The sequence below is a fragment of the Novosphingobium sp. genome (assembly GCF_965229225.1).
In the GTDB taxonomy this organism is placed as follows: domain Bacteria; phylum Pseudomonadota; class Alphaproteobacteria; order Sphingomonadales; family Sphingomonadaceae; genus Novosphingobium.
On sequence record NZ_OZ245867.1, the window covers coordinates 1,875,571 to 1,893,593 of the forward strand.

Genomic DNA, 18,023 nt, shown 5'->3' on the forward strand with positions numbered 1-18,023 from the left:
GCTCAGCCCGGAGGCATCAGCCTGATCCGGATCGTGCCGACCCGGTCAGTCGGCACAATGCTCAGGCGTTCGTCACCGTTGAGGTTTCGACCGGGCTTCCAGCCCTCGGCAGTCATGCGACCTTCTTCCACCCGGTCGAGTTCGGCGAGCGCCGAACCCTTGGAGAAGTCTGCAGTAAAGCCCTTGCCGATGATCTGGAACGTGTCGTTCCCCTCGGCAATGATGATGCCGAAGGCCCTGCCATCGCCCGGCGCAGGCCGGGCCAGCGGGCCTTCCGTCTCGCTGGGGAGTGGCGGTGGCGGCGGGGGTGCCTGCAGTCCAACGTCGAGCAGCATTTGCCGCAACAGTCCCATCGTTTCCTGGACCGTAATGCTGTAGCCGCCCAACGTGATCACGGCGGGCTTGCCATCGTCGAGCAGAACCCCTGCGATGCGTCCTTCCGCCTGCGCGCGGGCAATCACCGCGTCCATGCCGGAGAGCTGGGACAAGGCTTGCGCGAGTTGGCTATCGACCCGCCCATCCTCGATCCCGAATACCGAGTAACCGATCGCACGGTGCTGCCCGAGCGCCCAGAACAGGTTGCCAGTGCGAAATTCAGCCTCGGGCACGAACACGGGGTTTCCCGCATGATCGTAGTCGGCCAGCACCTGCTTGACGTTGGGCGTGTAGATGTCGGGTGAGAGCATATCGAACGAAGGCGCCGCTGCGCGCCAGACATCGAGCACGCGCCGCGCGGGGCCGCCGCTGGGATACTGCCCTGCCGTGGGCTGGCCTTCCTGCGGACCGAGCCAGCCATTGGTATACATCGGCAGCTTGAGTTCCCGTTTGCCCGCTGCGGCCAGAGCTTCCATGTATCGGGCAAAGTGCCAGGCCATGAACACCTCGTCGGCCTGCCAGTCGGTTCCGAATACCTCGGCCCACGTGCCGGAGGCGCGGCGACCCTGACGGGCCCACAACGCATCGAGTTCGGGTTTCAGGGCACTGCGGTTTGCGGCAAGGAACCTCAAGAGTTCCGTCGGCACCGGTGCTCTCCACGCCGCTTCTGCCAGAGCCGAGCGATCGCGGCTGTCGCGTAGCAGTCCGGATTCGTTGTTCACCTGCACCATGATCACGCGGTGGTCCGGATCGGCCGTGGCCAGATGCTTCATCAGCGCCGCGAAAGCCTTGCGATCAGCCTTGAGCAATTCGGGCGAGAACACCGAAAGCACCGGCTTGGGCATGGCGCCGGGGTAGGTGAACACCTCCTTCAGTGCGCCCTTGGCGACCGCACGGGGGAAGCGCGAAGTGTCTGCGCGGACCCACGCTGGCGCATACGTTGACGCCGCATTCTTGAACGCCCCGAACCAGATCAGCACGATCCGCATATCGCGCCTGCGCGCCTCGGCGATCTGCGCGTCGACCAGGCTGAAATCGAACCGGCCTTCCTTTGGCTCCGAGTCATCCCACGACACGGTCGAGATCACCGTTCGCACGTGCATGGCCTGAAGCTTGTCCCACACCGAACCCATGTATTCCGGGCTGGAAGCGCTGGAATTGTGGAGCTCGCCGCCCAGCGCCAGATAGGGTTTGCCGTCCACCAGCAGTTGGCGATCGCGAAGGGCGGGAAGCGGTTCGGCGGCCATGGCAACCGACACCGGCAACGCCGCCAAGGCCATGGCCATTCCGAGCAGGCGTTTTTGCAAGACAGGATCCTCTTCGCGCTGGCGCATTCTTCACACAACTAGAATGCTCCTTCTCATTTGGCAAATCGTGGTTCAAAGACGTCGTGCAAGCAGGCTCGCTGCCTCGACAGACCTTTTCGCGCAGAGTTTAACGCAATTCGGCATTGTCCGGCCCGCCGAACCGCAGATGCCAGAGCAGCGGGTTTTTCAGCACTTCCGCCCAGAGGAGACTCTGGGGGTCGGCGCGTGCATCAGCACGAAAAGCTTCACCCGGGTGCGGTTTTCCGCCGCGAGCGCGAAGCCTGCCATGGCCGCCGTCAGCGAGCGGCTACCTGAACTGGAACGCGCGATCGCGGCCTGCCTGATCCAGCGCACCGCGCGGAAGCACGCGTTGACCGAGGGCGCGGAGCTGTTCGTCTGCTACTCGCCCGCAGCGCGTGAGCGAAAATGACGGTGCTGATAAACTGGCTGAGAGAGACCTTCCGCAACCCTCCCTGCTGGGACCTCTAGCTCTGTGCCTGGGGCGCGACGATGAGCAATCGGATAGCTACGCGCCAGACCCGGCCATGCCTGACCGCTTTCCCGATACCGGGCATATTGGGGCGTTTCGGGCAACAATCAAATGCCGCGCTGGCCGATAACACTTGGCGGGAAACGGGCTTAACTCGGCAACAGCAAAACGAGGCTTCGCCGATGCCGGAGACACTGCCATGAGCGACCTGCCCAGCGATCTTGCCCGCACCGCAGAGGCAGCCCCTGCCAAACGCGATGGCAGACATCCTGCGCTTCGGCCCACAATCTGCGGGGGGCTGGGCGCCTCGGGCAATGATCGCGGTCACCGCGGCCGAGAGCGGCCCTTGCGCTTTACTTTCGGCAAGCCAAGTACCGAAAAACACGATAAAAATGTTGCTGGAACGCGCGATTCCGGGCGGCATCGATAACACTTTGCATTTGCCTTGCACTGAAGGAGCGAGATCATGACCACCTGGCTTGAAACACTTGTGACCGACACGCCCGAAGCCGGCTTTGCCCTCGCGATGAAGCTGTCGCGCATGGCGGTGAAGCTCACCCAGCCTTCGGACGAAGTGCGCCAGAAGTTGCGTCCGATCTACGAGGACGACGCGAATGCCCTCATCGCCTCATCGCATGTCGTGGCGGTGAACTTCCAGACGATCGCCGCCGCCAATGCCTATTGGCGTTGAGCGCGGCAGCAATGCGGGCGGGCATTGAAGGGGCGCCACGATGACCGAGGAGGCGCCCTATGTCTTCAAGCCGCACGAACGGCCGACGCTGCCGGGTTCGCCCGCGAATCCCGATCATCCCGCATCGCGGCGGCGCGGCGGCGCGGCTATTTCGCGATTGGCGCGCTGGTCGGCATCACCGGCGGGCTGGGCAATGCGCTGACCCTTGTCAATCTGGGCTTCGCGCAAGGCTCGCTCGGACTCTACAGCGACGAGGCGACCTGGCTGACGGCGGCGTATTTCATGACAAATGTGCCGTCCAACCTCTTGCTGGTAAAGTATCGCCAGCAGTTCGGATTGCAGCCGTTCATCCGCTGGATGCTCGCGGCCTATGCGGTGTCCACGCTGCTGCACCTTTTCGTTCACGATTTCTGGTCAGCAGTCGCCGTCCGGGCGATTAGCGGCATCGCGGCAAGCGGCCTTTCGACGCTGACGATCCTCTATTTCATGCAGAGCATGACCGCGCCGCGCCGGCTGGCGGGCGCGATGATCGGCATCTGCGTGCCCATGCTGGCGACACCGCTCGCCCGCGCGCTCTCGCCCCGGCTGCTGGATTGGGGAGACTGGCACATGCTCTACTGGTTCGAGCTCGGCCTCGCGCTGGCCACGCTCGCGGCGGTCATGGCGCTCCCGTTGCCGCCTAGCGAGCGCGAAAAGGTGTTCGAGCCGCTCGATTTCCTCACCTTCGCGCTGTTTGCGCCGGGCATTGGCCTCCTCGTCGCGGTGCTCTCCGAAGGCCGCGTCGAATGGTGGACCGAGCGCCCGTGGATGGGGATCGCGCTGGTGCTGAGCGTCGTGCTGATCGGCGCCTCGCTCATCCTGGAGCATCTGCGGGAAAATCCGCTGATCCAGACACGCTGGCTCGGCACGCGCCACCTCGTGCGGCTGATCCTCGTTGCCGCCTCGATCCGCATCCTCCTCTCCGAACAGGCATTCGGCTCGATCGGCCTGCTCACTGTCCTTGGCATGAGCAACGACCAGATGGTGACGCTGAACCTGATCGTCGTTGCCGCCTCGCTCGCGGGCCTCGCGACGGCAATTCTTACGTTCCGGCCCAGCAACCTCACCGCGCCGATCAACTTTGCCGTGCTGCTGATCGCGATCGGGGCGTTCATCGATGCCTCGGCCACCAATCTGACGCGGCCGGAAAACCTCTATTTCAGCCAGGCGCTAATCGGGTTTGCCTCGCTGCTGTTCCTGGCGCAGGCGATGGTCATCGGCATCTCGCGCACGCTACTGGCGGGGCCAAAGCACTTCATCAGCTTTGTTGTCCTCTTCGCCATGAGCCAGAGCGTCGGTGGGTTGGTCGGGACGGCGCTGCTGGGCACCTTCCAGATCGAGCGCGAGAAGTACCACTCGCACGAACTGGTGCAGTCGATCGTGATGACCGATCCGGTCGTCGCGGCGCGGATGCGCGGCAGTGCGGTGGTGCTAGCGCCGACCCAGGGTGACGCCGCGCTGCGCGGCGCGGCAGGCGGCGCGCTCGTTGCGCAGCAAGTTGCGCGTGAGGCCAATATTCTCGCCTTCAACGATGTGTTCCTGCTGGTCGGCGCGCTGGCGGTGCTGACCGAGCTGTGGGGCCTTGCCATTCGATGGTCGATCTGGCGGCGGCGCGAGCCATCACCCGTCATCCTGTTGCAGCAGAAAATGGCGCAGGCTGCACAGGCAGCCGCGCAGCCAAACCCATGAGGCCAAAGCCATGACCGAGACCGCCACCATCACCTCTTCTCCGCCCGGCACCGCTTCGCCGCCCGGCACCGCCGCCGATCCGCAAGTCGCGGCCACACCGCCCGCAGGCTGGAGCCCGCCCACCAAAAGCCGGACGACGGTGGCGATCATCATCGTGGTGGCGCTGCTGGCGATCGTGGCCCTGCTCTATGCGTGGCGTCTCCCGCCCTTCACCGGGATTACCGAAGCGACCGATAACGCCTATGTGCGCGGTCGGGTAACAATCATCGCGCCGCAAGTCAGCGGTTATGTGACATCAGTGCCGGTGCAGGATTTCACCGAGGTGAAGGCCGGCCAGATCATCGCGACGATCGACGACCGCATCTACCGCGCGCGGGTGGCGCAGGCCGAGGCCAACGTTGCGGCACAGGAAGCCGCGCTGGCTAATTCCGCGCAGGCCCAGCGCTCGCGCGAGACGGCGACGCTCAGCCAGGATGCCGCAATCGCCAATGCCCACGCGCAGCTCGATCGTGCCCGCGCAGACATGAAGCGCGCAGATGCCCTCGTGGCCGACGGATCGATCTCGGAGCGCGAACGCGACCAGACCCACGCCGCGCTGATGGCAGCGGAAGCCGGGGTGCGTCAGGCCGAGGCAGGGCGCGCCATCGGCACGCAGGATGTGCGAACCGTGGTCGTCGGACGCGACGGCCTGCGCGCGGCAGTCGAGGCGGCAAAAGCGCAGCTGCGGCTGGCGCAGATCGATCTCGAAAACACCGTGATCCGCGCGCCGGCCGATGGCCAGCTTTCCGAGATCGGCGTGCGCAATGGCGCCTATGTCACACCGGGTACCCAGCTCGTCTTCCTTGTTCCCCACGATGCTTGGATCGTCGCCAACTTCAAGGAGAGCCAGACGCGTGCCATGGCGGTCGGCCAGCCTGCCACGTTCCGCGTCGATGCGCTGGGCGGGAAGGTGCTGACCGGCCATGTACAGAACATCTCCCCCGCTGCCGGATCGGAATTTGCGGTGATCAAGGCTGACAATGCGACCGGCAATTTCGTCAAGGTCGCGCAGCGGATCGCGGTGCGCATTGGGGTAGACCCCGGACAGGCGGCGGCGCGGCGGCTGCGGCCGGGCATGTCGGTCGAAGTGTCGTTGGACACACGCGCGATGGGGCAATGATGATGCGCGCCGCCCTGCTCATGCCTGTCCTGCTTTTGGGCGCCTGCGTTTCCGGCGGGCAGCCGCAGAACGCGCCGCCGATAGCGCCGCCGCCTGCGTGGCGCGGCGGGGCCGATCAGGGTGGCGGCGCCATCGATGCGCAGTGGTGGCAATCCTTCGGCGATCCGGCGCTCGCGCAGCTGGTCGAGCACGCCGTCGCCAACAACCCGGATGTCGCCATCGCCGCCGGGCGAGTGCGCGAGGCGCGGGCCAATGTGGCGCTGGCGCGCGCGCAGCTTCTGCCCACGCTCGATGCAGGACTGGCGGGCGGCCATTCGCGCACGGTCAGCGCCTTCGGCACCCCGCTCAATCAGGACTTCGCCCAGCCGCAGCTTTCCGCAAGCTACGAAGTGGACCTGTTCGGTCGCCTCGCTGATTCCGTGATGGCCTCACGCGCGGCCTTTCTCGCGAGCGAGGCGGCGCATGACGGTGTGCGGCTGGCTGTGGCGGGGGCTGTGTCCAGCCAGTACATCGCACTGCTCGGCCTCGATGCGCGGCTGCACGTCGCAAGAGAGACGCTGGCCGCCCGCGCTGAGTCCCTGCGCATTGCCCAATCGCGCGACCGGGCGGGCTATTCGCCGAAGCTCGAGCTGCAGCAGGCCCGCGCCGAATATGACGCGACCGCGCAGATCATCCCGCAGATCGAGGCCGCGATCCGGCGCAACGAAGACAGCCTGAGCCAGCTTTCCGGGGACACTCCCGGTGCCATCGAACGCGGCAAGCCGCTCGCCAGCCTTGCCGTGCCTGCGGTACCCGCCGGGCTGCCTTCGGCCCTGCTCGAGCGCCGCCCGGACATTGCCCAGGCGGCAGACCAGCTCGCCGCCACCGACGCAGCGCTTTCCGCCGCGCGCAAGCGCTTCCTGCCGCAGCTGCGCCTCGGGCTGAGCGGGGGGCTGGCGATTTCGAGCCTGCTCGCTGATCCCATCACGCTCTGGCAGCTCGGCGGCAGCGCGCTTGCACCGATCTTTGCAGGCGGGCGCCTGCGCGCGGGGGCCGAAGCCGCGGCGGGGCAGCGCGATCAGGCCGCCTTCGCCTATCGCCGCGCCGTGCTGCAAGGTTTTCGCGAGGTCGAGGACGCGCTGGCCTTCATCAAGGGCATCGACGAGCAGATCGCGCTCGCGCGGCACCAGCGCGATACCTTGGCCGAGGGGCTGCGGCTCGCCACCAATCGCTACCGCGCAGGCTATTCGGGCTATCTCGAACAACTCGACGCGCAGCGCGGGTTGCTGAGTGCCGATCTGGCGCTCGTCAGCCTCGAAACCGATGCGCTGACGGCGCGCGTGCAGCTTTATCAGGCGCTCGGCGGCGGCTGGACAAGGACAGCGGCGGCCTTGGAAAGGTGATGGGCACGGGCTGACCCGGCCAACCCCTGATCGGAGTGCTGCCATCGGCGCTTTGCTTCGCTGAGCGGCTAATTCCTGCGCTGGCAGCCTTTTGGCCGCATTCATCCCCCTCGTATGACTGCCGATACCGAGCGCTGAGTCCGCTTGGCACAGAGGTAGTCACCGGCCTCAGGGAGCATGATCATGGCGAGCGTTCGCGACGAGGTTGGAGTTTACGAATACAGCGGCGGCATCGTCGGGCCCGGCATCGCACCGGCTGCAATCGTGCGCGATGGCGGCGTCATCCGCACGGGGACGCCGCCCGGATGCTGGGGTCCGATGATCACGCCGAAGTTTCAGGGCGGGCACGAAGTAACCCGGCCCGTGCTCGTCGAAGGCGCAGAGATCGGCGATGCGATCGCCATCCGTCTGCGCAAGGTTCGGGTCACTTCGCTGGCGACCTCGTCGGGCGTGATGGAGTTCGTCGATGGCCGCTATGTCGGCGATCCGTTCGTGGCCAAGCTGTGCCCGGCTTGCGGAACGACGGCGCCTTCCAGCCATGTCGAAGGCATAGGTGACGATGCGGTGCATTGCGACAGCTGCGGCGCAGAAGTGAGTGCCTTCCGTTTCAGCAATGGTTATGTGATCGTCCTCGATCGCGAGAACCAGGTCTCGCTGACCGTGAACAAGCAGGTGGCCGAGGCGCTGGCGCAGGACGCGAAAGTCAATTCCGCGCTGCCTGAGGCTTCGGCCCAGCACTCGATCCTCTCGCTGGCCCGCGCAGACATCGCCGGCCTCGCCGCCCGCATGCGGCCTTTCCTCGGCAACATCGGCACATCCCCCTCACGCGATCTGCCGGATTCGCACAATGCCGGGGACTTCGGCACCTTCCTGCTCGATGCGCCGCATGGCTACAGCTTCTCGCAAGAAGAACTCGACCGGCACAAGACGGACGGACACATGGACACGAACAGCGTCCGCGAAGGTGCGATCCTGATCTGCCCGGTCAAGATTCCCGGCGGCGGAATCTACATGGGCGACATGCACGCCCAGCAGGGCAACGGGGAGATCGCCGGGCATGCCACCGATGTCGCCGGCGAGGTTGAACTGCAGGTCGAGGTGATCAAGGGCCTCGCGCTCGATGGCCCGATCCTGCTGCAGAATCTCGACGATGTCCCGTTCCTCGCCCGTCCGCTCGATGCCGCCGAACGGGACGCGGTGATCGCACTCGGCGCCAGGTATGGCCAGAACGAGATCGAAGACAACGCACCGATCACCTTCATCGGGTCGGGGGCAACCCTCAACGATGCGACCAAGAACGGCCTCGATCGCGCGGCGCGGATCACGGGCATTCCCTATGACGAAGTGATGAATCGCGCGACCATCGCGGGGTCCATCGAGATCAGCCGGCTGCCCGGTGTGGTGCGGGTCACCTTCATGTGCCCCAAGACGATCCTCGCCCGGCTCGGCATCCTTCATCTCGTCGAGGAACAGTACGGCTGAGCGCATTTGTGCGCCCCGCGTGCAGGGCGGTGCAGTCGCGGGATAGCGATGCGGCTGACCGCAAGGCTAGCTCATCGGCGCAGGATTGCTGAGGGGGAGGCAAGTCCCCGCGCAGCACAGGTCCAACCCATCAGCGCGCCCGGTCCGATCCGAGAGTGACAGGCGCAGGAGAGCGAGCATGGCAACTGAGGCACTTCAGATCGACAAGGAACCCGGCCGCTGGGCGCGCAAATACCCCGATCTCGGCCAGGAACCGCTTCCGGTCGCGCCCTACATCGACCCCGCGTACTACGAAAAAGAGAAAGAGAGGATCTTCAAGAAGCAGTGGCTCTATGTCGCGCTTGAACGGGAAGTTCCGGAGGTAGGCTCCTACAAGGTCCGCCGGCTGGACCTCGCCGATACCTCGGTGATCATCATGCGCGGGAAGGACAAGGTCATCCGCGCGTTCCACAACGCCTGCTCGCACCGCGGCAACACCGTGGTGACCGAGACCGGCCAGGAAACCTACGGGCGCAATCGCGCCGGGGTGGTTACCTGCCGGTTTCACGGCTGGGTCTACAACGCGCAGGGCGAGCTGGTGAACGTGCCGCAGGAGGAGCGCTTCTACAGCTGCTTCGACAAGGCTGAAAACGGCCTGACCGAAGTGCACTGCGATACCTGGGCCGGGTTTGTTTTCGTCAATGTCGATCCCGGCCCGGTCCAATCGCTCAAGGACTTCCTTGGCGGTTATGCCGATCATTTCGGCGGGTTCGATTTCGCCGCCTGCGACCACGGCTTCACTTATTACACGACCCTCAACTGCAACTGGAAGGTCGCATCGGACGCCTTTGCCGAGGCTTACCATGTCGACACCATCCACGCCGGGTCCTTCCCCAACGTGTTCAAGGGGCCGATCGAGGATGTGGAGCTGTTCGGACCGCACCGGACTTGTTCGGTCAGGCTTCAGGTCGACAACCTGCCGCGCACCCCGATCGGCGATCTGGCCAACGAGCGCTCGCGCGGATCGCTGGCCGCGCAGGGCGGCGCCTCGAGCCTGCCGCCAACACTCAACCCCAACCGCGAGCCGGACTGGGCCTTCGAGCTGAGCGTGCTGTTCCCCAGCGTGCTCCTGCACGTCTCCGAGGGTATCTGGTTTACCCACCAGTTCTGGCCGATCGCGCACGACAAGACGCTGTGGGAAGGCAAATATTACCTGAAGAAGCCGCGCACCTACAGTGAGCTCTGGGGCTTCGAACGGTCGATGGTTCTCCAGCGCAACGCCTGGCTGGAGGATACCGCGACGATGGAAGACACCTACCGCGCCATGCTTTCGGGCGCGAAGAAGGTCCAGCACCTGCAGGACGAAGAGATCCTCATCCGCCACAACTGCAAGGTTGTGGACGATTACGTCAACGCCTGATCCCGCTGGAAGGACCCTGAGCATGAACCAGCCAATGACCGTCCCCGCCGGGTTCGAGGCACTGATCCCCTTCGCCCGCTGGAACCTTGGCACTGCGGACGAGCGCACCTGTGCGCGCCGCGAAGCCAGCGAAGCGGATCTTCACGCCCTTTATGGAGGCGTGCTGCCGCATATCGAGGCGATCCTCGATGCCTGCGACGCCTTCCCGCTCGGCGAGCTGCCGGAATCGCATCGTGGCATTTTCAACATTGCGCTGTCGATGGCCGAAGTCGCGCCGCACATCGAGTTCTACCGGGGCCAGGTGGGCGTGCCTTACGCCTTCGAGGAACAGCGTTTCGTCGCGGTCCACGGCCGCGACCAGACCTGGCAGGCGCTCCCGCCCAACGGACCGCGCTGATCGTGCCCGCCGAACTCGAACTGCGGCTGCGGCGCATCGAGGCCTGTGAGGCGATCCGGAAACTGATCGCGACGTATGCCGTGGGCGCCGACCGCAAGAACGATCCCGCCATCCTCGAGCCGCTGTTCCATCCGGATGCCGAATGGCAGCTGGACGGCGTTGCGCACCTGCAGGGGCGCGACGCGATTGCCGCCGGCTTGTCCGAACTGGCGCAGGGCTTCGTCACCTGGTCGCTGCACTACATGGTCTCGCCGCTGATCGAACTTGGCCCGGATGCGACCACCGCGACTTGCCGGTGGTACCTGTGGGAGCTCGCAACCATGAGGCAGGACGACGGCAGCGCGTGCGATACCTGGTACGGCGGCTGGTATGACAGCGAACTCAGCGAGCACGGCGGTGAGTGGCGGTTCGACCGCGTGCGGCTCGATCCGCGCCTTTCCAGTCTGGCCGCAGCGCCGTGGGCCGGCAAAGTGCCCATGGCCTGAGCGTTCGTGGCTGACCATCCGATCTTAAGGAGACCTCTGTGTTGACACTGTGCCGGGCCGCCGACGTGCCCGCCGACGAACCCCTGCGGGTGGAGCTGGACGATGGCCACGCGCTGGCTGTCTATCGCTGGAAGGACGGCTTCTACTGCACGGACGACTTGTGCAGCCACGGCGAAGCCTCGCTGTCGGAAGGCTATGTGGAGAATGGCCAGATTTTCTGCCCGTTCCACATGGGATCGTTCTGCATCAGCACGGGCGAGCCGCGCGCGGCGCCCTGCTCGGTGCCGATCCGTGCCTACGCGGTGATGGAACAGGACGGCGAACTGCGCATCGAGCGCTAGGACATTAGTCGAGAAATTCCAGTACCGCCTCGGCAAAGGCCGCAGGCTGTTCGATGTTGGACAGGTGGCTGGCATCGAACGAGACGAGCGTGGAGCCGGTAATTGCCTGATGCAGAAACTCGGCATGCTCGGGCGGGGTTGCCGGGTCCTGCACGCCGCTGATCACGAGCGTGGGCCGGTCGATAAGCGAGACAATCCGGCGCAGGTCCATGTCGCGGATCGCGGCGCAGCACCCGGCATATCCAGCAGGGTCGGTTTTCAGCAGGGTTTCGAGAACTTCGGCAGTTGCGGGGGTGCTGGCAAACGCGGGGGTGAACCAGCGCGCGATCACCGCGTCGGCAATCGCGGCCATGCCTTCGCGGCGCACGCGGTTCATCCGATCCTGCCAGCCGGTCGGTGGTCCCATGAAGGCGGAAGTATTGGCAAGCACCAGTCGCCGCACCCGGTCCGGCGCGAAAACGCCCAGCCATTGCCCGGTCATGCCCCCCAGCGAGAGGCCGCAGAAATCCACCTGATCGAGGCCGAGGGCATCGAGCAGGTCCACAACGTCGCGGCCCAGACGATCGAGGCCGTAGTCACCCAGGGAAACGGCTGACTGGCCGTGGCCCCGCGTATCATAGCGCAGGACGCGGTAGCGGGCGGCGAACGCCGGCAGCTGCGGTTGCCACATGGCGCTGCTCGTCCCCAGAGAGTTGGACAGCAACAGGACCGGACCATCCTCCGGCCCTTCGAGGGTCCAGGCGATGGCCGCGCCATCGTTCATCGCTGCAAGGCCGCTGCTTTGTGTCATCGTCTCACCTGTCGAAAGTTGGTTCAGCCGGCCAGGCCGGTCAGATCGAGCGAGGCGCTGGTGCGTTCGCGAACGGTTTCGGCCGAGACGCCGGGGGCGAGTTCGAGCACCTTCAGCCGGTCCGCGCCGCGCGTGCAGGCCAGAACCGCAAGATCGGTGATGATCATATCCACCACCCCGCGGCCCGTGAGGGGGAGCGAACACTGGGTGACGATCTTGGGCGCGCCGTCCTTGCTGCAGTGGTCCATGATGACGACCACCCGTTTGACCCCGGCGACAAGGTCCATCGCCCCGCCCATGCCCTTCACCATCTTGCCGGGTATGGTCCAGTTGGCGATGTCGCCGCGCGCGCTGACTTCCATCGCGCCGAGGATGGCAACGTCGATATGCCCGCCCCGGATCATTGCGAAGCTCGCGGAGGAAGAAAAGAAGCTCGACGAGGGCAGCTGGGTGATCGTCTGCTTGCCCGCGTTGATGAGATCGGGATCGACCTCGTCGTCGAAGGGGAAAGGCCCCATCCCGAGCATGCCGTTTTCCGATTGCAGCGTCACGTGGACGCCGGACGGAATGTGGTTGGCAACAAGCGTGGGGATGCCGATGCCAAGATTTACATAGGCGCCATCGTGCAGTTCAAGGGCGGCGCGCGCGGCCATTTGATCGCGAGTCCAGGGCATCAGGCCGGCTCCCGCTGGCGCACAGTGCGCTGTTCGATCCGCTTTTCGTTGATCGTGCTGAGAACCACCCGGTCGACATAGATGCCCGGCGTGTGCACGCAGTCCGGATCGATTGCGCCTTCGGGGACGATTTCCTCCACTTCCGCCACGGTCACCCTGCCTGCGGTTGCCATGTCCGGATTGAAATTGCGCGCGGTCTTGCGGAACAGCAGATTGCCTGCGGTATCGGCTTTCCAGGCCTTCACGATCGCGAGGTCTGCCCTGAGCCAGGTTTCCCGCACATACTCGTCGCCTTCAAAGATCTCGGTCGGCTTGCCCTCGGCAACCACCGTGCCGACGCCCGTGCGCGTGTAGAACGCGGCAATCCCGGCTCCCCCTGCCCTGATCCGCTCGGCCAGAGTGCCCTGCGGGTTGAGTTCAAGCTCGAGTTCGCCCGAAAGGTACTGCTGTTCGAACAACTTGTTCTCACCCACGTAGGAGCTGATCATCTTCCGGATTTGCCGGGTCTGCAGCAGCATCCAGAGCCCGAAGCCTTCGGCTCCCGCATTGTTGGAGATCACCGTGAGGTTCCGCACCCCGCTGGCCCGGATCTCCGGAATCAAGCTCTCGGGATTGCCCGAGAGCCCGAACCCGCCGGACATGATGGTCATTCCATCGAACAGCAGCCCTTCAAGCGCCGCCGCCGGAGTGGGAAACACCTTGCTCACGCGGCTGCCCGCGGGCGCTGCGAGAAGCCTTGCTCATCAGCCGAGCGGGCCTTCTGCATGCAGAAGTCGAAAGCGATATGCGCCCCATCGCCGGTCCGCTCGGGCACAGGCAGCAGCCCTTCGCGCGTACCGAACGCGAAGTCGTCGCGGGCGTGTGGATCATCGCCGAAATTGATCTGAGTGGTGAGCGTGCGATACCCCGGCGCTTCAAGGAAGAAATGGACGTGAGCCGGGCGGTTTCCGTGCCGGCCGAGCGCGTGCATGAGCTGCTCGGTCGCACCGCCGGGAGGGCACGCATAGCCGCGCGGCATCTTGGAGCGGAACGCGTAGCGGCCATCGGAACCGAGTTTGATCCGGCGGCGGTTGTTGAACGGCGATTGGGCGCCGGTCGGGTCGAAGTGCGAATAGAAGCCCTTGGAGTTGGCGTGCCAGACATGCAGCACCGCATCCTTCACCGGCTCGCCATCCGGGCCTGTCACGGTGCCCGACATCGTCAGGGTTTCCGTTTCATCGGGATCAGTGGTCAGGTTCACGTCGTTGGTGCGGGTCAGGTCGCCATCGACGAGCGGGGCACCGGCCACATAGAGCGGCCCTTCGATCGTGCGCGGCGTGCCGCCGCTGACGCCCTCTTCCGCGTCCTTGGCGTCCATGTGCAGATCAAGGAAATGCTCGATCCCGATTCCCGGTGCGATCAGCCCGAACTCCTGCACACCGTTCTGGAGGAAGGACAGCCCGGCCCAGAACTCGCTTTCGGAAATGTCGTGCTTCTCGATGGTGACGGCGAGCGCCTCGAGCAGATCGCGCAGGATCGCCTTCAGCCGCGCGTTGCCGCCGGTCTGGTCCAGCCCGGCGGCGCGGTCGAACAGGGCCTGCACGGCCGGTGATTTCACGATGTCGGTCATGGCATCCTCCTCGTTGCGGTTCAGTCGGCGGAGATGGCGGAAGGGTGGCGGCACAGGGCCGTCACCTCGGTGGTCATGTAGGGGAACAGCGGGAGGCTGATCATCAGTTCGTGGAGCTCGGCCGCATCGGCGACATCGAAGATGCTGATGTTCGCGTATTGTCCGGCGATGCGCCAGAGGTGCCGCCATTTGCCGCTGCGCTGCAGGTCCTCCGCCCGCGCTTTCTCGGTGGCCTTGAGTGCGTCAAACTTCGCAGGATCGAGCTCGTGGGGCACGTGCACATCCATTCTTACCATGAAAAGCATCAGCTGTTCTCCTGTCGGCCCGGCGTGCTGACCGTTCTTGACGGCGCATCGCGGCGAAAGTGGTTGATCTTGTCGAGATCGAGACTGAGCCCGAGCCCCGGCGCAGCCGGTACCGTCAGGGCAAAGTCGCGATATTCGAGCGGTTCGGTCAGAATGTCCTCGGTCTGGAGGAGCGGCCCGAACAGTTCCGTGCCCCAGCCGAGCGAGGGAAGCGTCGCGAACAGGTGCGCCGATGCGGCGGTGCCGATGCTGCCTTCCAGCATCGTGCCTCCGTAGATGCCGATCTGCCCGGCCTCCCCGATCGCCGCAACGTCGCGCGCCGCGAACAATCCGCCAGCCTGCGCCGGTTTGATCGAGAAGGCATGGCAGGCCCGGGCGGCGACGTAGTCGACCGCATCGACCGGGCCGCGCAAGGCTTCGTCCGCCATTATGGGGAGGGGCGAATGCCTGGTCAGGTGCGCCATCCCCAGTCGATCGGCGCGGGGCAGTGGCTGCTCGATCAGATCGACGCCGGCGTCGGCGAGCATGGCGGCACCGCGCAGTGCGGTGACGGCGTCCCAGGCCTGATTGACGTCGACCCGCACGGACGCCTCGTCGCCCAGCGCGCGCTTGATTGCGGCGACATGCGCCACATCCTGACGCAGAGCGCGCTTGCCGATCTTCAGCTTGAAAATGTTGTGTCGCCGGTCGGCGATCAGGGCCTCCGCCTCCGCAATATCCTTGGCGGTGTCGCCACTCGCAAGGGTCCAGAGCACCGGAATCCGATCGCGCTGGCGCCCGCCCAGAAGCGTGGAGAGCGGCACGCCGAGCCGCTGCCCCTGGATATCCAGCAGCGCGGTCTCCACGGCGTTCCTGGCGAAGTGGTTGCCGACAATGGTGCTGCGGATCGGTGCCAGCTGCGCGGCCGGATCGATCAGCATCTGACCCATCAGCAAGGGCGCCATGTACTGGTCGATCGTCAGCTTGATCGATTCCGGGCTCTCTTCGCCATAGGCCAGCCCCCCGATCGTCGTGCCTTCGCCGAGCCCGATGACGCCATCGGAAGTGTGAATGCGGACCAGCGTCATGCTTTGGCGGCTGATTGAGGTCATGGCCAGAACGTGCGGGCGAATTGTCGGTACATCGACAATCCAGGTATCGATGTGCGTTATCTTGACTGTCATGGCAGGATGGTCTTTGAAGCTGATAGAGACTGAAAACAGGTCGATTTTTGCCGATTGACCATGAATGCCCCCGGAAAACGGCAAGACCTTGAGGGTATGATATGGATCTCAGGCGCCTCAGGTACTTCGTCGCCGTCGCTAGGGAGCGCAATTTCACGCGCGCGGCGCAAGTGCTCAACATGGCGCAGCCGCCCCTCAGCCGGCAGATCCGCCTGCTTGAGGAAGAAGTCGGGGCTGAGCTGGTCGACAGGTCGAGCCGCCCGTTGAAGCTGACCGAGGCAGGCCGACTTCTGCATGAGCAGGCGGTCCAGGTGCTGGCCGGGATGGAGCAGATCCAGTCGATGGTCGGCCGCCTGTCCGATCAGGGCGGGCGCCGGTTCGTTATCGGCTTCGTCGGCTCGACGCTTTACGGGTTGCTGCCGCAGGTGATCCGCCGCTTTCGCGAAGAGTCGATCAGTGCGGACGTTTCGTTGCTGGAGTGCTCTTCGGTCGAGCAGATCACGGCGCTCAAGGAAGGCCGGATCGATGTGGGTTTCGGCCGCCTGCGCGTCGAGGACCCGGCGGTTCGTCGCATCGTGCTGGCGGATGAACCTCTGGTCGCGGCGGTTCCGGCGGATCACCATCTCGTATCGGTTGGCCGCGCCGTGCACTTGTCCGAATTGTTGGTTGAGCCGCTGATCGTCTATCCGAGGCCGGCACGCCCGAGCTACGCGGATCAGGTGCTGGGCGTGATCCATGACCTTGGCCTGACGCCCGCCAAGATCATGGAAGTGCGCGAACTCCAGACCGCGATCGGCCTGGTCGCCGCCTATGCCGGTTTTGCCGTTGTCCCGGAGTCGGTGCAGCGCCTGCGCCGGGATGATGTCCGCTATCTGCCGCTTGCGGACCGCGGCGCGCGCTCGCCAATCATGATGGTCCATCGCTCCGGCGATGTAACGCCCGAACTGGCGACGCTGATCCGGATCAGCTGCGAGATCCACGCGAGCGCTGCGCACGGCCACGGCTAGGCGAAGGCCCGGAGGGAAACGGACGTGTCGCTGACCAATGCCCGGTCAAGGCTCGCACGCGTCCCGATCAGCTTGCGGGCAACCATGAACTCGCGGGCATTGTTGACACAATCGACCGCGATCATCCGGCCTTCGCGCAGATAGACGATCGAGAACGGGCCGTGGTCCAGATCGCCGCGCACCACAAAGTCGTCTGCATCGCGCGCGATTCCGGCCGATTGCAGCCGCAGGTCATACTGTTCGGACCAGAATGTCGGCACGTCCTGATAGACCCGCGTTTCGCCCATGATCGTCATGGCGGCCACTGCGGCGGAATCCTGGGCATGCTGCACGGATTCGAGGCGCCACATGCCGCCCGCGAAGTCGTTGGGATGGCGCGCGCAATCGCCGATCGCGAGGATGCGGGGGGCTGAACTGCGGAAGTGGGCGTCCACCACAACGCCGCCATGGCAGGCAATCCCGGCAGCCTCGGCGAGAGCGGTCTCGGCATCGATCCCGATCCCGACGATGACCGCATCCGCCGCCACCTCGGTGCCATCATCCAGCACCACCGCCTCGACGCGTTCGTGGCCTGCGAGCGCCGATACGGCTCGCCCGAGGTGGAAATCCACGCCATGGCGCCGGTGCATGCTTTCGAAGAAGCGGGATACGGGCGCGGAGGTCACCCGCGAGAGAACCCGCTGTTGCGCCTCGATCACCGTGACGGACTTGCCCAAAGCGCGCGCGGATGCCGCCACTTCAAGCCCGACATAGCCGCCCCCGATCACCGCGATGTTCTGCGCGGTGGCGAGGTGCCGACGGAGGCGCTCCATATCGGCATGATTGCGCAGGACATGGCTGCCCGGCAGATCGGCGCCAGGACAGGTGAGTGCCCGTGCCCTTCCGCCCGTGGCAAGGACGCACCAGTCGAACGCAATGGCCCGGCCATCGGACAATGCCGCCTTTCGCTCCGGCGGATTCAGGGCGGCAACTTCCACCCCGCTCACAAGGTCGATCTCGGCATCGGCCCAGAAGTGGCGGGGACGCAGCAAGGGCGCTTCAGCTTGCGCTGCGTCGAGCAAGCAGAACTTCGAGAGCGGCGGGCGCTCATAGGGCAGGCGCGCCTCGTCGTTGACCAGCATGATCGGGGCGGCATAGCCAGCCTGGCGCAACTGCGCGGCAACGGCCGCGCCGGCGTGCCCTGCCCCGACCACGAGCACGCCCGTTGTCATAGTCTTGCGCATGGTCACTCCCGGATCT

Annotated in this window: 20 protein-coding genes; 12 read left to right on the forward strand and 8 right to left on the reverse strand. The window is 65.4% G+C overall.

Going from position 1 to position 18,023, the window contains the following annotated elements; genetic code table 11:
- Positions 1 to 2: 2 nt before the first annotated feature.
- Positions 3 to 1,622, reverse strand: a complete 1,620-nt coding sequence (locus ACO06X_RS08550) for a DUF5597 domain-containing protein (protein ID WP_421839499.1) — start codon at positions 1,620 to 1,622, stop codon at positions 3 to 5.
- Here ACO06X_RS08550 and ACO06X_RS08555 point away from each other — a divergent pair.
- The 11 genes from ACO06X_RS08555 to ACO06X_RS08605 all read left to right on the forward strand — a co-directional run bounded on the left by ACO06X_RS08555 (position 1,621) and on the right by ACO06X_RS08605 (position 11,236).
- A complete protein-coding gene (locus tag ACO06X_RS08555) occupies positions 1,621 to 2,112 on the forward strand; it encodes a hypothetical protein (protein ID WP_421839500.1) in 492 nt (163 codons plus the stop codon). The two genes, ACO06X_RS08550 and ACO06X_RS08555, sit on opposite strands and share 2 nt — an antisense overlap.
- A 317-nt stretch (positions 2,113 to 2,429) precedes the next feature.
- Positions 2,430 to 2,642, forward strand: a complete 213-nt coding sequence (locus ACO06X_RS08560) for a hypothetical protein (protein ID WP_421839501.1) — start codon at positions 2,430 to 2,432, stop codon at positions 2,640 to 2,642.
- Positions 2,639 to 2,863 carry a hexameric tyrosine-coordinated heme protein gene (locus tag ACO06X_RS08565; RefSeq protein WP_421839502.1) on the forward strand — a complete coding sequence of 75 codons (225 nt, stop codon included), beginning with the start codon at positions 2,639 to 2,641 and terminating at the stop codon, positions 2,861 to 2,863. Before ACO06X_RS08560 ends, ACO06X_RS08565 begins: the two co-directional genes overlap by 4 nt.
- A 24-nt stretch (positions 2,864 to 2,887) precedes the next feature.
- Positions 2,888 to 4,591 (forward strand): MFS transporter, encoded by a 1,704-nt coding sequence (locus ACO06X_RS08570; RefSeq protein ID WP_421839503.1) that lies wholly within the window; start codon positions 2,888 to 2,890, stop codon positions 4,589 to 4,591.
- A 10-nt stretch (positions 4,592 to 4,601) separates the two neighbouring features.
- Positions 4,602 to 5,750: an HlyD family secretion protein gene (locus ACO06X_RS08575; protein ID WP_421839504.1), complete on the forward strand. Its 1,149-nt coding sequence runs from the start codon at positions 4,602 to 4,604 to the stop codon at positions 5,748 to 5,750.
- Positions 5,750 to 7,132, forward strand: coding sequence for an efflux transporter outer membrane subunit (locus ACO06X_RS08580; RefSeq protein ID WP_421839505.1), 1,383 nt, complete (start codon positions 5,750 to 5,752; stop codon positions 7,130 to 7,132). The genes ACO06X_RS08575 and ACO06X_RS08580 overlap by 1 nt, the downstream gene beginning before the upstream one ends.
- A gap of 183 nt (positions 7,133 to 7,315) precedes the next feature.
- Positions 7,316 to 8,614 (forward strand): acetamidase/formamidase family protein, encoded by a 1,299-nt coding sequence (locus tag ACO06X_RS08585; RefSeq protein WP_421839506.1) that lies wholly within the window; start codon positions 7,316 to 7,318, stop codon positions 8,612 to 8,614.
- Positions 8,615 to 8,792: 178 nt separating this feature from the next.
- On the forward strand, positions 8,793 to 10,013 hold the full coding sequence (locus ACO06X_RS08590) for an aromatic ring-hydroxylating oxygenase subunit alpha (RefSeq protein WP_421839507.1): 1,221 nt from the start codon (positions 8,793 to 8,795) through the stop codon (positions 10,011 to 10,013).
- 22 nt (positions 10,014 to 10,035) lie between these two features.
- Positions 10,036 to 10,410 carry a hypothetical protein gene (locus ACO06X_RS08595; protein WP_421839508.1) on the forward strand — a complete coding sequence of 125 codons (375 nt, stop codon included), beginning with the start codon at positions 10,036 to 10,038 and terminating at the stop codon, positions 10,408 to 10,410.
- Positions 10,411 to 10,412: 2 nt separating this feature from the next.
- Positions 10,413 to 10,895: a nuclear transport factor 2 family protein gene (locus tag ACO06X_RS08600; protein ID WP_421839509.1), complete on the forward strand. Its 483-nt coding sequence runs from the start codon at positions 10,413 to 10,415 to the stop codon at positions 10,893 to 10,895.
- Positions 10,896 to 10,936: 41 nt separating this feature from the next.
- Entirely contained in the window at positions 10,937 to 11,236 is a 300-nt protein-coding gene (locus ACO06X_RS08605; protein WP_421839510.1) for a non-heme iron oxygenase ferredoxin subunit, read from the forward strand.
- 4 nt (positions 11,237 to 11,240) lie between these two features.
- On the opposite strand, the gene pcaD is transcribed toward ACO06X_RS08605, so the two are convergent.
- From pcaD to ACO06X_RS08635, 6 genes are read right to left on the reverse strand one after another with little or no spacing between them, the layout of a single operon-like run.
- Positions 11,241 to 12,026, reverse strand: coding sequence for a 3-oxoadipate enol-lactonase (gene pcaD, locus ACO06X_RS08610; protein ID WP_421839511.1), 786 nt, complete (start codon positions 12,024 to 12,026; stop codon positions 11,241 to 11,243).
- Between the two features lie 23 nt (positions 12,027 to 12,049).
- The gene (locus tag ACO06X_RS08615; protein WP_421839512.1) at positions 12,050 to 12,700 is read right to left on the reverse strand and encodes a 3-oxoacid CoA-transferase subunit B; all 651 of its coding nucleotides are present in this window, start codon (positions 12,698 to 12,700) and stop codon (positions 12,050 to 12,052) included.
- Positions 12,700 to 13,407, reverse strand: coding sequence for a CoA transferase subunit A (locus ACO06X_RS08620; RefSeq protein WP_421839513.1), 708 nt, complete (start codon positions 13,405 to 13,407; stop codon positions 12,700 to 12,702). Before ACO06X_RS08620 ends, ACO06X_RS08615 begins: the two co-directional genes overlap by 1 nt.
- A complete protein-coding gene (locus ACO06X_RS08625) occupies positions 13,404 to 14,309 on the reverse strand; it encodes a dioxygenase (RefSeq protein WP_421839514.1) in 906 nt (301 codons plus the stop codon). The genes ACO06X_RS08620 and ACO06X_RS08625 overlap by 4 nt, the downstream gene beginning before the upstream one ends.
- Before the next feature lie 20 nt (positions 14,310 to 14,329).
- Entirely contained in the window at positions 14,330 to 14,614 is a 285-nt protein-coding gene (gene catC / locus ACO06X_RS08630; protein WP_421839515.1) for a muconolactone Delta-isomerase, read from the reverse strand.
- Complete coding sequence (locus ACO06X_RS08635; RefSeq protein WP_421839876.1) at positions 14,614 to 15,777, reverse strand: muconate/chloromuconate family cycloisomerase; 1,164 nt, start codon at positions 15,775 to 15,777, stop codon at positions 14,614 to 14,616. Before ACO06X_RS08635 ends, catC begins: the two co-directional genes overlap by 1 nt.
- A gap of 101 nt (positions 15,778 to 15,878) precedes the next feature.
- Here ACO06X_RS08635 and ACO06X_RS08640 point away from each other — a divergent pair, with 101 nt between their 5' ends.
- Positions 15,879 to 16,784 carry a LysR family transcriptional regulator gene (locus ACO06X_RS08640; protein WP_421839516.1) on the forward strand — a complete coding sequence of 302 codons (906 nt, stop codon included), beginning with the start codon at positions 15,879 to 15,881 and terminating at the stop codon, positions 16,782 to 16,784.
- Here the strand turns inward: ACO06X_RS08640 and ACO06X_RS08645 are convergent.
- Positions 16,781 to 18,007 (reverse strand): NAD(P)/FAD-dependent oxidoreductase, encoded by a 1,227-nt coding sequence (locus ACO06X_RS08645; protein ID WP_421839517.1) that lies wholly within the window; start codon positions 18,005 to 18,007, stop codon positions 16,781 to 16,783. The two genes, ACO06X_RS08640 and ACO06X_RS08645, sit on opposite strands and share 4 nt — an antisense overlap.
- Between the last annotated feature and the right edge of the window lie 16 nt (positions 18,008 to 18,023).